Origin of the sequence: Flavobacterium ovatum, assembly GCF_040703125.1 — a bacterium.
GTDB lineage: Bacteria > Bacteroidota > Bacteroidia > Flavobacteriales > Flavobacteriaceae > Flavobacterium > Flavobacterium ovatum.
Genome location: NZ_CP160035.1, coordinates 1,614,329 through 1,628,989, shown reverse-complemented (window position 1 = coordinate 1,628,989; position 14,661 = coordinate 1,614,329). Strand labels below are relative to the sequence as shown.

The window sequence follows — 14,661 nt, the reverse complement described above, 5'->3', positions numbered from 1 at the left end:
TTTTGTAAAGTAGACTAATCTCTTTTACAACAATATCCTTTTGATTTAAATTTTTATTTTTTTTTTACAAAAACTGTCTATTTGCCATAAATTTATTTTATGCCCTTTAGAAACATACCCTACTTAAAATAGAGCTTGTACCTTTGACAAAATGAACCTAAGTAGATGCATATCATAGATAAACAACAGCTACCACAACTCTATTCAGGCAACAACGTCAATTTTAAATCATCATCTTCTAATATAATTTTATCGTCTGTAATCGTACTTTCATAAGTAAACGGCGTTCCAGTATGATCCTTAATTGTCAAACTTGTACCTTTTTCAGTTAAAATATAAATTCCATCCGTAAAATCTCTCTGCAAATGACCTTCGACTAGTCCGTCTTTCGTAAAAGTTAATAGACCTCTGGTCAGTATATCATTTTTTAAAGAATCTGAAAGCTGTGTTTTTACAATAACTTCAGATACCTTCCAAGTATCAATCAACTTTTTTCGGTCTTTATGACAAGAGACCATTAATACAGCTAACAATACAACACCGAGTACAAATAATTTAGATTTTTTCATGATTTTAGATTATTAGATTATTAGATTAGATCTCAACAAGTTACAAAATAATATTTTAAAACAATTAAAAAAAAATATTTACACTGTAAAAACACAAATCAAACCATAAAAATGACTTTCACCATTTAATCTTTAAATTACTTGTCTAGCCACGAAAAGAGAAATAGCTCACAAAAACATCCTAATAAACCAATAGATTTACAGTAATTCCAACCTGATAAAAGAGTACCCTGGCTACCGCACGAATCCATTTGGATACTTCATGTCATATACTAAACACATTAACTCAAAAACAACCTTTATAAATAAAATGACTTCATCAGTAATCTTATAAAACATTAGAAATAACTAAAAAAATAGCACTCTAATTTATTTAAAGGTTTAATTAAATTCAAAAAAAAAAAAAAAAAAAACGCTCACTATGCTTTTGTTTATTAGAGAAATTTGACTTCAATTATAACGACCATACGAAAGGATTCGGACTTTAGCGAGGCTTTCTTATGAAAATGAGATTTTCTTTTTAGCCCTGATCACAGCGGCATCCTTTGTGTTTTTCATTAAAACACAAAGATATAGTGAGCAGGACGACTATTTGTTATGAAAACAAAACATTCTGCTTCTTAAAGAAAAACACACCTTAACTTAAAGCAAAAAAGTACAGCTTTCATTGCACTTTTAATATTCTTTAATATTCCCTTTTCAAGAAACTAATGCTATTTTAGAATAAGTTATTCCTCTTTATTGGTCAACTCTAATTTTTCCGCAAAATACTCACAGAAATCCTTCATAGTTGCTGCCATTTTTTCATCTCCAGTAGCACGGTGAAAGGTATCAGACATTGCTACTAAGGTTTGATGAAAGAAAACCTTCATTTCATCTACAGGCATATCTTTAGTCCATAAGTCAATTCGCATGCTCTCTTTAGCTTTGCTGTCCCAAATAGAAAGCATTATTGCTTTGGCCTCTTCCAATTGTACTCCACCATCTTTGGCAGACCACATTAATTTTTCGGGCACTTTATTTTCGTCTAATTCTACGAGAAAATTTATTTCTGATCTATTTTGATTTGACATTATTTCTTAGGTTTATATTTTGATTTTTCAAATAATTCTTTTGCATTCATAGTAAAAACTTCTGATAACGAAGCGCTGTTGTTATCCATATAGGAGCGTACAATTTGCCAGCCTAACCACGCTCCCACCTTCCCGGGACTTTCATTGTCAATTTCTAAATAAAATTTAGAAAAAGGGGCAGGATTTATAAATCGAGATGCTAATTTAACATCATCACTGTATAGCAATTGTTTTTCTATAAAATATTGCCACATATATTGCTCGTTCTCCTGACACCAAAGGAGTTGTTCTGGAGTATACCCAATTTTATCAGCATCACTAGTTTCAGGTAATAATTTATCCTTTAAATACAATTCTTTACCAGCATAAATCATTTTTGAAAGCAAACTTTTTTCTAAATTAGGCTTTACTTTAAATTTAAAAAATTCAGAAACAACATCAGGCATCATCTGATTTTTTTCAAAATTTTGTTTGATATATTTTGGAAACTCATAAAATCGATGGTCTTTCCCTAAATATAACTCTAAAGCTATCACAACCAAGCTATCTGTATAAATAACTTTATTATTGTAATCCATTTCAGAAATTACCGTAGCCACTTTTGGGATCACTGTTTGGGGAAAATAATATTTGATATGTTTGAATAGGCGATCCAAATCCTCTTTTTCAGAATCAAAATCAGCATATTTTTTTTCAACCTCATTATACAGCTCTCTCCACAACGGGTTTTCCATTTTTTCTACCCAAACAGAATCATCATTTCCTACAGGAAAAAATAGAGGATATTCCTTTTTGACTTTCTCTAAATCTTTAGGTGCTGTTTCAAAAAAGGCTTTATCGAAACGCTCCACCTTAATATTTACTGGGATTTCTGCAACAATCTTCTCTATTTTTGTTTTTTTATCGCAAGAAAACAAAAAGAGGCTCAGAAGAAACGGAATAACACATAATTTCATTTTATTTTATTTAAATTTGTCACGAATAAACTACTATTTGCATTCTAATTAGCAATAGTTAGCAAATATACATATTCCTGCTTTTTAAAACTGAAACAAATATGACTAAAAAAAACACCATACAAGTTGAAAAAGTAAATACTCACATTGTCAACTGGTTAAAAAAATATGCTGATATTGCAAAAGTAAACGGATTTGTAATTGGAATTTCTGGAGGAGTAGATTCTGCATTAACATCAACCTTATGTGCACAAACTGGCCTACAGGTTTTATGTGTTGAAATGCCTATACACCAGCACAAAGATCATGTAAGTCGAGGTAGAGAACATATTGTACAGCTTAAAGCTAAATTCAACAATGTTTCAAGTATTGAAACGGATTTAACTCCTGTATTTGAAACTTTTAAAAACGAAGTTCCTGCTCACATTGATGATAAAAAACTACAATTAACACTAGCAAACACTAGAGCTAGATTACGAATGACTACGTTATACTATCACGCAGGAGTTCACGGGTTACTCGTGGCGGGCACTGGAAATAAAGTAGAAGATTTTGGAGTAGGATTTTACACTAAATATGGAGATGGCGGGGTTGATATTAGCCCGATAGCTGATTTGATGAAATCAGAAGTATTTGCTCTGGCATCCTATTTAAAAATCCCCGATTCTATTCTCAACGCACAACCTTCAGATGGATTATTTGGTGATGAAAAAACAGACGAAGAACAACTTGGCGCTAGTTATGACGAATTAGAATGGGCAATGTTAGCTGATGAAAACGAACTATCGATTACAAATTTCTCAGAAAGAGAAAAAATAGTTTTCGATATATACCAACGCCTAAACAAGGCTAACCAACATAAAATGAACCCAATACCTGTATGCGAAATTAATAATATCTGATTTTTTTTGTCCGAAAAATTTGCATTGTTGTTTTTTTTAACTAACTTTATTTTATTATTTAATACCCTCATTAATAAATACATACCTAATTAATATAAATTAAATACCACAAATAAATAAAATACCATGATAAAAGTTTGTTTAGCTGATAGCTTACCCGTAGTACATTTTGGAGTAAAATCATACTTCAAAGACCATGCAGATATCTCAATCGTTGCCAATGTAGGTAGCTTTTTGATGATTCGGGACATTCTCCTTACTAAGGAAATTGATGTTCTTATCCTAGATTTAGAATTAGAAGGTCTTGCTAGTATATTCGAAATCAAATCAATTTTAAAGAATTTCCCAAAAACGAAAATCATTATTTTCAGTAATCTTTCCGAACAAATTTATGCGCCAAACGCAATTAAAGCTGGTGTTTCTGGATATGTTCATAAGAAAGAAAAACTAGAAACTCTTGGACAATCTATTGTTAAAGTAAACCAAGGAAAAATCATTATGAACGAAACCGTTAAGAAAAACTTAGCGTTAATCGCTAAACAAAGTAAAAGCGAACGTTTATATAGAAAACTTTCAAACCGTGAGGTGGAAGTATTGCGTTATTTGAGTGGCGGTAAAAAGAACCACGAAATTGCAACCATTCTTGGATTGAATGAAAAAACAATTAGTACTTACAAATTGAGGTTACTAACTAAGTTGAACGTTACTAATCTAGTAGATTTAGTTGAAAAAGCTAAAAAACTAGAAATTGTCTAACTAAAACGAGACATTACCCTTCCTAATTTTTTAGAAAGAGTATTATAATCCACAATTATTGAAATAGACTCCATATTATCTGCATCAGATGATATGGAGTTTTTTAATTTCTCTATAATACCGCCTATCTTCTCAGAGTTAAAATGGTTTAGTTTCTAATTATTGAGCAGATTATTCCATTTAGGTATGCATTGCCCTAAATCTAGAATCAATCGTGGATAAGCAAAATCTTCATATTACAATGAAAAGCCACTCCAAATATTTCATATTGAGATCTGAGCCGAATCCTATCCATATTTGTTTAATGAGCGAAACCAGCAGTGATGATGAACACGCGTCTAAAAAAGAGTTCCGCCTTTTAAAATAAGTACCCACATGTTTTAAAAATTAAAATTATCAAGTAAACCTAAACATCATCAATGTTTTAAAGATGCCTTTAAAGAATATCAAAATTATATTTTATTGATTTACTAAAGCGGGCAAGAATAAAGAAGTAATTCACCCGTTTGTAAATTGCACTAGCACTAGAGTAACAAAAAAAGCGATAAATATCTAATTTATATCATTCTAATATTAGCAATCATATCTGTCTTTATATTAATCACTTTACATCTCACAAACTCATTTTACGTAAAACAAAAAACTTCACCTTATTCAACAAAAAACTTTAATTTGACTAAGTTATAATTTACAATTTCATCGATCTTAATCAAATTTATTAAAAACAAAAAAACATTAGTTTTTTTACTAAAGGACTTCTAAAATAAAAACTAATAGTTATCAAATTATTTTTATATTTATAAAAAAAAGCAAAACCCTACTTTGCAAGTGTAATTTAAAATCTATTCCCCCTAAATCAAAAAACAATGTATTCTTCACAAGTAATACCTGATTCAAATTCTTTACAGTCGGTTTTAACAGGTCATACTTTAAAAAAAGAATTTGATACTATCCTAGAATACATATCTGATATTTGTGAAATATCCGACTGCTTCATTTCAATAAAAGCTATAGAAGATGTTGTTATAGTATCTAAAAAAGGATTAGAAAATTTCAGCAATCTAAATGAAATTGATTATTTTCAAAAACTTATAAACAGTCAAGAAATTTTAATTTCGTCTGATTATAATCATGATTATCCATTAAATAATTACAAAGGAATTTTCTTGTTTTGCGCAAGTTTCCCCATAAAATCATGCAATAAATTAATATGGGGGAATATTTGCGTTCTAAATAAAGAAAATCTCGAACTTAATACTAAGGAATTAAAAATAGTAAAACAATGTGTTACACAAATAGAATCGATATTAGATTTAAGCCTAAAAAATCATGAATTAGAAACGCAGTTAATTGAGAATAGAATACAATTTAAATCTTTATTAGAAAATTCTAATGAAATTGTTTACGAACTCACATTAGAAGGAGTTATCAGTTTTGCATCAAAAAATTGGAGATTGTATTTAGGACATAAAAATGAAGAAATCATTGGCAAAAGTAGTTCAGACTTTATTCATCCTGAAGATATTGATAAGTGTCTTGAATATATCAGTACGATTAAACTAAATATAACAACTAATAGCGAAATCATTTATAGAATACTACACAAGGAAGGATACTATCGCTGGCACTCTACAAAAATTCATTTAATAGAAAAAAACAATCAACAATTTTACATAGGCAACTGTAGGGATGTAACGGAACATATCGAAGGCAAACATAAACTTCAACTTCAAAAAGAATTATATGAAACAATATTAAATTGTCTGCCAACTGATGTAGCTGTATTTGACTCTAATCACAAATACCTCTATATAAACCCTATTGCAATCAAAAACAAAGAACTAAGCGATTATATCATTGGCAAAGATGATTTTGAATACGCAACTCATACCAATCGAAATAATAAATTTGCCATTGAAAGGCAAACTAAATTTAATGCCGCACTACAAAGTAAAAAAACACTGTCGTGGGAAGAAGAATTATATGATGCAAATGGAAAAGTAACTTTTCACGATAGAAAATTCACACCAATTTTTAACAAAGATGGAAGCCTAAATATTATGATTGGTTTTAGTGTAAACATGACTGAAAGCAAAAAAATACAAACTGAAATTCTAAAAAGCAGACAACTTACCAAAAGTATTATCCAAAATTTGGCTGTTGGAATTTTAGTACAAGGTCCTAACTCAGAAATCATAGACAATAACATCTCCGCTTGCGAAATGTTAGGACTTACCCAAAACCAGCTTATAGGGAAAAATTCATTTGATGAATCATGGAAAGTAATTTATGAAAATGGGACTAATTTCAAACCTGAAGACCATCCAGTACCACTAGCTATAAAACAATTAAAACCAATCAATAACGTCGTTATGGGCGTGCATAGACCCACAAAAAAAGATTTAGTTTGGCTATTAGTTGATGCCATTCCTGTTTTTGGAAATCAAAACCAACTTCTTTATGTGATTTGTTCTTTCAACGACATAACAATGCAAAAAAATACTGAAGAAAAATTAAAAGTTAGTAATGAACGTTTTAAACATGTTACCAAAGCAACATCTGACGTAATTTGGGACTTAGATGTTATCACTGGTACCGTAATAATGGGCAATAATTTCACCAAACACTTTGGTCATCATTTTAAAAATAAAGACAATATCATACCTGCTGCTGAATGTGATAGTTACATTCACCCCGATGATGTTGAAAAAGTTAACAAAAAATTAGATTTAATATTACGTGATAAAACAATCAAAAAATGGAATCAAGAATACCGCTATTTAAAATCAGACGGCTACTATTCCTATGTAAAAAATAAAGCCTATATCATACGAGATAAAAATGGCAAAGCAACACGCATGATAGGGTCTTTGACCGATATAACTCTTGAGAAAAAACTAAAAGACGAATTACTAAGCAGTGAAGAAAAATTCAAAGGTGCTTTTGAATATTCATCAATTGGTATAGGAATAGTAAATAATGATGGTTATTGGATTGACGCTAACAAACACTTATGCAATATATTAGGTTATCATAAAGACGAGTTAAAGTCCCTAACATTCATGGATATAACTCACGCCCATGATTTAAGGAATGAATTATTTAATAAAAGCAGATTAGTAGCTAATGAAATACCATTTTATCAAATAGAAAAAAGATATATTAATAAAAACAAGAGTATTATTTGGACAAATCTATCCGTTTCGACCGTAAGAGATATTAATGGAGAAATTAAATATTTTATCGCACAAATCATAGACATCACTGAAAGAAAAAAAGTTGAAAAAGAAAACAAAGATTTAGTAGAAGAAAACAACCGAAACAGAAACATTCAGCTTAATGAAGCTAAAAATTTATATCGTCTTTTAGCAGACAATACAATCGATTTAGTCTGTTTACATGAACTGAATCTGACTTTTCAGTATGTGTCTCCTTCTGTTAAAAATTTAATAGGGTTTACACCAGAAGAAATGGTTGGTAAAACACCAATGGACTTTGCTCACCCAGAAGACATTGAAGTGATAACAAATCATTTATACAAACTTAATTCAACAAATATAATTACCCCTATTCAGTACCGTTATTTAAATTCAGAGAATAAATATATCTGGGTAGAAACTATTGCTAAAATTGTTTTTAAAAATGAAATACCTGTAAAAATTCAAACTAACACAAGAGATATTTCCATAAGAAAAAAAGCAGAATTTGTAATTGAAAAAACACTTAGACAAGAACGCGAATTAAATGAATTACGTACAAATTTAGTCTCTACTATATCTCACGAGTTCCGAACCCCCATGACAACCATACGGACAAGTGCGGAATTAATTGGCATGTACATAGAAAAACAACACTATGACAATAGTAATAATTTAAGAAAACACATCAACCGAATTACAGATGAGATTGATAGAATTGTTGAATTGATGAACGCTGTTTTAATCATATCTAAGGATGACTCTAAGAAAACTAACTTCAAACCAGAAAAGTTTGATTTAAAAGATCTTTGTCTTAACATTATTCAAACGACTTTTAGTAACAACAAAGACAATCGTAAAGTAGAAGTACAAATAGAAGGAAAAGAGTTTTTAATTTTTGCCGACAAAAATTTAATAGAATATGCCATTTTCAATATTCTAAACAACGCCTTTAAATATTCTGAAAATTGTGGGGATGTAATAATGAAAATAATCAATTATGAATCTATAATTAAGATTGAAATAATAGATTTTGGTATTGGTATCCCTGAAAACGATCAACCAAAACTTTTTAATACTTTTTTTAGAGCGAGTAATACTAATGGAATTCAAGGTACCGGTTTAGGACTTTATATTGTTAAAACATTTATTGAAAGGAATTCCGGTATTGTTAAATTAGAAAGCAAACTTGGAAAAGGAACTAAAATAATTATACAATTACCTGAATTAGATTTACAGTGATAAAAAATACATAAATTATAGATCATAAATTGCACATTAGAGGACTAAATACTAGAAATTACTTTAAATGGATTCCTAGTATTTAAAGCCAAAAAGGGGCTTAAAAAAACATAAGTCAATTAAATTGAAAAAAAACCGCAGGTTTACATTAATAAAATAAATAAAGTAATGAGAAAGAGGTAATAAAAACCATGAATAATTTATTCAACTAAATCTTAAGTAATGTCAAATGCCCCAAAAACTCCCCCTGGATGATCTAATTTCGTTAAATTATAATTATTGACACCATATATAATTCAACATTTAGAACGTATAAGAATCATTAAGTAAAAAATTTAAATCGTTTTGATATAATCTCTTGGAGTCAAGCCTACATATTTCTTAAAACTGGTTGAGAAATATGACAAAGAATTAAAACCAGACTGATCAACTAAAAACTGAACATTTCTTTCTCCTAACGAAATTAATTTCAAAGCATAATCTAATTTGAATTCTCTAATATATTGACTTATATTTTTATTAGTACGCTTTCTGATTTTTTTATCTAAAGTAGATTTACTTATATGAAGCCGATTTGATAATTCTTGAATATCAATTTCACCTTTTATGTTTTTTGCCAAAATAATATTAACCGATAATAGAAAATCTTTTTCAGATAACTTTATTGTAACTTTTGAAAAAGGATCAGGTCTATTTTTTTTCTCAATTTGCGATTTTAAGTTAAGAATATTATTGATTTTTAATATTAATTCTCGTGTTTTAAATGGCTTCATAATATAGTCGTTAACCCCATTTTCTAGTTGCCTAAATTTAGTTTCATCATCTTTACTAGCAGTAATAATTACGAAAGGAATAGTACTGAAATTATTATTATTTCTGATTTTTAAAAACAATGCTTCCCCTCCCATAACAGGCATCAGTAAGTCACTTATAATAAGATCCGGCAAAACACTTTCTAAATACACAAATGCTTCATAACCATTTTTAAACCACTTCACATTAAAATTACTTAAAATCAGTAAATCAACAATTGACTCACCTAATGCATAATCATCTTCAATTAGAACTATGTTTTTTTTAGAATTTTTCACACAACTAAAATACAAACAAAAACTTTAAATTAGAAGTAAATTATATTAAATCAATGATACTTATTCAGCTTAAAACATACAATTAAAATACTTTTAATCAATATTCAAAAAGACATCAAATAATTCCTCAAAAAATATTTATAATGGATGAAATTTTATCTAGAACTTTAAAAGGAAATAATTCTATAATTTAGTTATTCTAAAATAAAAAAAGTTTTGATTTTATGTATACTTCTTTAAAAAAATAAAGATTTAAACCGGTATTTCAAAACTCTATTATACACTGGAATTATAAATAAAATGTTATTCAAAACACCAATAACCCACTTCTAAATGGGGTGAGTTAATACAAAACAAATTAAAAGATCTATTCAATTAGAAACTAAAAAAAAGTTAATACAAAATTCATCTTATATTTCACTTATGAATAAAAATAGAATACTAATTATTGATGATGAGTTAAATATTAGAGAAACTATAAATGAGCTACTAATTCTTAAAAATTATGATACAAGAACTGCTATAAACGGACAAATTGGACTTGATATTTTAGAAAACTGGACGCCCGACCTAATTATATGCGACATAATGATGCCTGTAATGGATGGATATTCTTTCCAAAAAATCGTTCATGACGACAAACTATTAAGTAGTATACCTTTTATATTTTTGACCGCTAAAAATGAGAACAATTTAATGCGTAAATGTTTAATTAATGGAGCTGACGACTTTTTAACAAAACCTTTTAAAACAGGTGACTTGTTGAAAACAATAGAAACAAAAATAGACAAATTCAAAAAAATTAAAAATACAACTAATCTATACATTGGTAATAAAAACCATTTTTCACATGAAATAAATACTCCTTTAAACAGTATTATAGGCTCAATTGATTTACTTATCAAATATCCTAATGAATTTAAAAAAAGTGAAACATCTAATTTTTACGAAGCCATTAAAATATCTAGTGAGCGTTTGAATAGAACCATGCAAAAAATCGTTCTTATGGAGAACATAAAAGACAATCAATTTGAAGTAGCAAATGGAGACTTTTCAGAAGTTAAAAGTACTTTCAAAAATGTTATAAAAAATTTATCTCTGAATTATACAGGACTAGAAAAAAGAGTAGTATCAAAATTTGTAACATCCGAATTAGAAATCAGTAAAAAGAATCTAGATTTTATTTTATTTGAATTATTAGACAATGCATTAAAATTCTCTCCAAAAAACAAAAAAGTAACTATTGACGGAAATCTTTATAATACAGATTATTATGAAATACGAATATTTGATTTCGGAGTTGGATTCAAGGAAGATGAGCTAAAAATGATTGATGCCGCGGTACAGTTTAATCGAGATGAAAAAGAACAAAAAGGATTAGGCTTAGGACTTTATCTAAGTAAATCTATCATAAAGAAATCGAATGGAATAATAAGTATTTTACCCCGAGAAAATGAAGGGACTAAAATTAATATTTTACTACCTATCAAGAAGTATATCTAATAACTCGCAATACTATATCTATGTAATATTAAGGTTTTAAAATCCGAACGTTACTAATCTAGCGGATTTAGTTTAAAAAAAACACAGAAACTGTCTAACTAAAACGAGACATTACTCTTCCTAATTTTTTAGAAAAAGCATTAGTAAGAGTATTATAATCCATAATCATTGAAATAGACTCCGTATTATCTGCATCAGATGATATGGAGTTTTTTAATTCCTCTATAATACCACCTACCAAATACCACCTCAGTGTTAAAATGGTTTCGTTAACATTTTGAGCAATAGTATCATTCTTTGATTTCGGAAAAATATTTTGTTCCTCCCAATTGTGCATGACTAGCTTCTCATCCTCCATTAAAATATCAGTTACTTCTTGCGCATACTCAGCTGGTAAATGCATCAAATATTGTTCTAAACTAAAGCTTTCGTTTTGCAAATAATGATTAATTAAATCATTAAAAACTCCTCTAAATAATGGATTTGCAAGTTCTACTTCATCTTCTTGAAGACTCAGATAAATTCTATAGAAAACTTTAAGTCTTTTTTTCTCCGTCACATTTACAATTTCCCCTTCTTCATTGGCTTTCATAAATGTGTCTTCAAACTCTTCTTCTTTATTCCCATATAACAATAAAATTTCAATAATTTTACGTTCTAATCGATACAGCACATCAACTTTCTCTAATGACTCTGGGTTTTCATTTTTAACAACCTCAAAAGACTTTTGTTCTTTTTTAGTTTTTTTCTCCACTTCAGCAATATCTTTCTGAGTTAACTGAGCCAAAGTACTCACCAAAACTTGCTCTGAAATATCCATAATGCGGGAACATTCCTGTATGTAAATTTCGCGCTGAATGCGATCTGGAATCTTAGAGATACTTTGAACCATATCTCGGATCAAGTCGGCTTTTTTAATCGGATCATTCTTTGCCTCATTCATCAAAAGCGAAGCTTTGAACTGAATAAAATCCTTAGCATTATTTTCTAAATAAGCTACTAAATCATCATAGGAAGTTTTTTTAGCAAAACTATCCGGATCTTCTCCATCTGGAAAAGTACAGACTTTGACATTCATTCCTTCTTCCAGAATTAAATCGATTCCACGAATAGAAGCACGTAGTCCCGCTGCATCACCATCAAAAAGTACTGTAATATTTTTTGTTAATCTATTAACTAGCCTAATTTGATCTGGCGTCAAAGCAGTTCCAGAAGAAGCTACCACGTTCTCAATTCCAGATTGATTGAACTGAATTACATCTGTATACCCTTCAACCAAATAACAATTATTTAGTTTTGCAATCGCTTGTTTGGCTTGAAAAATACCATACAAAACTTTACTCTTGTGGTAGAGATCACTTTCAGGCGAGTTAAGGTACTTGGCCGCCTTTTTATCATTGGTTAAAATTCGACCACCAAAACCTAAGGTTCTCCCAGACATACTTTGAATAGGAAACATCACACGTCCTTTGAATCGATCAAAAGGTCTATCATCTCTAGGAATAGTTAATCCTGTACTTTCAAGATATTCTAACTGATATCCTTTCCCCAAGGCTTCTTTAGTAAAGGCGTCCCAAGTTTCAGGTGAATATCCTAAACTAAATTTCTCAATCGTTTCATTTGTAAAACCTCGTTCTTTAAAATAAGATAAACCTATGGATTTTCCTTCTTCTGACTTTAATAAGGTTGAATGAAAATAATTTTTAGCAAATTCAGAAACTAGATACATACTTTCACGAGCATCCATATTTGCCTTTTCCTCATTCGTTTGCTCTGTTTCTTCTATTTCAATATTGTATTTTTTGGCCAAATATCGTATAGCCTCAGGATAAGTAAAGTGTTCATGTTCCATCAGGAAGGCAACTGAATTTCCGCCTTTTCCAGAACTAAAATCCTTCCAAATCCCCTTAGCGGGTGAAACCATAAAGGACGGAGAGCGCTCATCAGAGAATGGACTCAAGCCTTTAAAATTACTTCCTGCACGTTTTAATTGTACAAAATCGCCAATAACTTCCTCAACACGAGCAGTTTCAAATACGGTATCTATGGTAGATTTAGAAATCAATTTCTTAAGAATTCAAAGTTGGAAAAGTTCAAAGATACAATATGAATTGCAAAAATCAATTGCAATTTCAACGCTAATTACAATGTAAATCTAAAAAAACAATAGCTATTAGATTTTCATTTATTTTTGATTTTCAACACTGTAATTGCCTTTATTTTTTCCTTTCAATAACATAATTAACCATTAAAATTAATGATTTTTTATATTCAGAATTGGGGTAATTTTCAATTAGGGAAAGGGCTTCTTGCTGAAAAGCAATCATTTTTTTTTCAGCATAATCTAAACCATTATTATCTTTTACAAATGCAATGACTTCTTTAACTCGTTTTTTGTCCTTATTGTGGTTTTTTATCGAATTAATGAGCCATGATTTCTCTTTAGAAGTACACGTGTTTAAAACATGAATCAGTGGTAAAGTCATCTTTTGCTCTTTGATATCAATACCTGTAGGTTTCCCGATGGCTTCTTCAGAATAATCGAACAAATCATCTTTGATTTGAAATGCCATTCCAATTAATTCTCCAAATTTCCGAATGTTTTCTACTTGAAAATCATCATCAATAACTGATTTTGCTCCAAGGGCACAACAAGCAGCAATAAGTGTAGCTGTCTTTTTTCGGATAATCTCATAATAGACTGCCTCAGTAATATCCAGTCGGCGGGCTTTTTCTATTTGAAGTAATTCACCCTCGCTCATTTCACGTACTGCTACTGAAATAATTTTCAGTAAATCAAAATCTCCATTATCGATAGAAAGCAACAATCCTTTGGAGAGTAAGTAATCTCCAACTAAAACAGCAATTTTATTTTTCCAAAGCGCATTAATGGAAAAAAAACCACGTCGGCGATTGCTATCATCCACAACATCATCATGAACCAAAGTTGCGGTATGAATGAGCTCAATTACACTCGCTCCTCGATACGTTCGTTCATTAACTGTTCCTTCTGAAACCATCTTGGCACATAAAAAAACAAACATCGGACGCATTTGTTTTCCTTTACGATTTACAATATAATAAGTAATTCTATTAAGTAAGGCCACTTGTGAAGTCATAGACTCGTGGAACTTTTTTTCAAAAAGTTCCATCTCATCAAAGATGGGTTGTTTTATTTGGGAAGTAACATTCATTTCGATTTCAAATATACTATTTTTAATAAAAAAACAACTATATAATTCGTTTTAGTCAAATCATGAAAAAGCATCTTAAACGTCTTTCATTGATTTTGGCTTGTTTTATTTATTCCTTTTTTCGTATATTGGCGCTCATTTACACAATGATTAAACCATTTAGTTAATTAACTATCAA

The 14,661-nt window shown here is 29.6% G+C and carries 10 protein-coding genes; 4 read left to right on the top strand and 6 right to left on the bottom strand.

All coding sequences use genetic code 11. The features are described 5' to 3' along the window. Positions 1-200: 200 nt before the first annotated feature. The 3 genes from ABZP37_RS06980 to gldB all read right to left on the bottom strand — a co-directional run bounded on the left by ABZP37_RS06980 (position 201) and on the right by gldB (position 2,598). Complete coding sequence (locus ABZP37_RS06980; protein WP_366186792.1) at positions 201-569, bottom strand: hypothetical protein; 369 nt, start codon at positions 567-569, stop codon at positions 201-203. Positions 570-1,297: 728 nt separating this feature from the next. Next, the gene (gene gldC, locus ABZP37_RS06975; RefSeq protein ID WP_366186791.1) at positions 1,298-1,642 is read right to left on the bottom strand and encodes a gliding motility protein GldC; all 345 of its coding nucleotides are present in this window, start codon (positions 1,640-1,642) and stop codon (positions 1,298-1,300) included. Beyond that, positions 1,642-2,598 carry a gliding motility lipoprotein GldB gene (gene gldB / locus ABZP37_RS06970; protein ID WP_366186790.1) on the bottom strand — a complete coding sequence of 319 codons (957 nt, stop codon included), beginning with the start codon at positions 2,596-2,598 and terminating at the stop codon, positions 1,642-1,644. Before gldB ends, gldC begins: the two co-directional genes overlap by 1 nt. Positions 2,599-2,699: 101 nt before the next feature. Between gldB and nadE the strand changes: the two genes are divergently transcribed. The 3 genes from nadE (at position 2,700) to ABZP37_RS06955 (ending at position 8,695) form a co-directional block, all read left to right on the top strand. Continuing rightward, on the top strand, positions 2,700-3,500 hold the full coding sequence (gene nadE, locus ABZP37_RS06965; protein WP_366186788.1) for an NAD(+) synthase: 801 nt from the start codon (positions 2,700-2,702) through the stop codon (positions 3,498-3,500). A gap of 126 nt (positions 3,501-3,626) precedes the next feature. Next, positions 3,627-4,256: a response regulator transcription factor gene (locus ABZP37_RS06960; protein WP_366186786.1), complete on the top strand. Its 630-nt coding sequence runs from the start codon at positions 3,627-3,629 to the stop codon at positions 4,254-4,256. Positions 4,257-5,122: 866 nt separating this feature from the next. After that, the gene (locus ABZP37_RS06955) at positions 5,123-8,695 is read left to right on the top strand and encodes a PAS domain S-box protein (RefSeq protein WP_366186785.1); all 3,573 of its coding nucleotides are present in this window, start codon (positions 5,123-5,125) and stop codon (positions 8,693-8,695) included. Positions 8,696-9,030: 335 nt separating this feature from the next. Here the strand turns inward: ABZP37_RS06955 and ABZP37_RS06950 are convergent, their stop codons facing one another. Continuing rightward, positions 9,031-9,786 carry a response regulator transcription factor gene (locus ABZP37_RS06950; protein ID WP_366186784.1) on the bottom strand — a complete coding sequence of 252 codons (756 nt, stop codon included), beginning with the start codon at positions 9,784-9,786 and terminating at the stop codon, positions 9,031-9,033. Between the two features lie 423 nt (positions 9,787-10,209). Between ABZP37_RS06950 and ABZP37_RS06945 the strand changes: the two genes are divergently transcribed. Continuing rightward, complete coding sequence (locus ABZP37_RS06945) at positions 10,210-11,289, top strand: response regulator (RefSeq protein ID WP_366186782.1); 1,080 nt, start codon at positions 10,210-10,212, stop codon at positions 11,287-11,289. 94 nt (positions 11,290-11,383) lie between these two features. Here the strand turns inward: ABZP37_RS06945 and dnaG are convergent, their stop codons facing one another. After that, on the bottom strand, positions 11,384-13,354 hold the full coding sequence (dnaG, locus tag ABZP37_RS06940) for a DNA primase (RefSeq protein WP_366186780.1): 1,971 nt from the start codon (positions 13,352-13,354) through the stop codon (positions 11,384-11,386). A gap of 151 nt (positions 13,355-13,505) precedes the next feature. Then, on the bottom strand, positions 13,506-14,483 hold the full coding sequence (locus ABZP37_RS06935; RefSeq protein WP_366186778.1) for a polyprenyl synthetase family protein: 978 nt from the start codon (positions 14,481-14,483) through the stop codon (positions 13,506-13,508). Positions 14,484-14,661: the final 178 nt, after the last annotated feature.

Excerpts from the sequence above, each read along its gene's own strand:
- ABZP37_RS06980 (WP_366186792.1), bottom strand. The coding sequence starts at position 569 with ATGAAAAAATCTAAATTATTTGTACTCGGTGTTGTATTGTTAGCTGTA.
- gldC (WP_366186791.1), bottom strand. The coding sequence starts at position 1,642 with ATGTCAAATCAAAATAGATCAGAAATAAATTTTCTCGTAGAATTAGAC.
- gldB (WP_366186790.1), bottom strand. The coding sequence starts at position 2,598 with ATGAAATTATGTGTTATTCCGTTTCTTCTGAGCCTCTTTTTGTTTTCT.
- nadE (WP_366186788.1), top strand. The coding sequence starts at position 2,700 with ATGACTAAAAAAAACACCATACAAGTTGAAAAAGTAAATACTCACATT.
- ABZP37_RS06960 (WP_366186786.1), top strand. The coding sequence starts at position 3,627 with ATGATAAAAGTTTGTTTAGCTGATAGCTTACCCGTAGTACATTTTGGA.
- ABZP37_RS06955 (WP_366186785.1), top strand. The coding sequence starts at position 5,123 with ATGTATTCTTCACAAGTAATACCTGATTCAAATTCTTTACAGTCGGTT.
- ABZP37_RS06945 (WP_366186782.1), top strand. The coding sequence starts at position 10,210 with ATGAATAAAAATAGAATACTAATTATTGATGATGAGTTAAATATTAGA.
- ABZP37_RS06935 (WP_366186778.1), bottom strand. The coding sequence starts at position 14,483 with ATGAATGTTACTTCCCAAATAAAACAACCCATCTTTGATGAGATGGAA.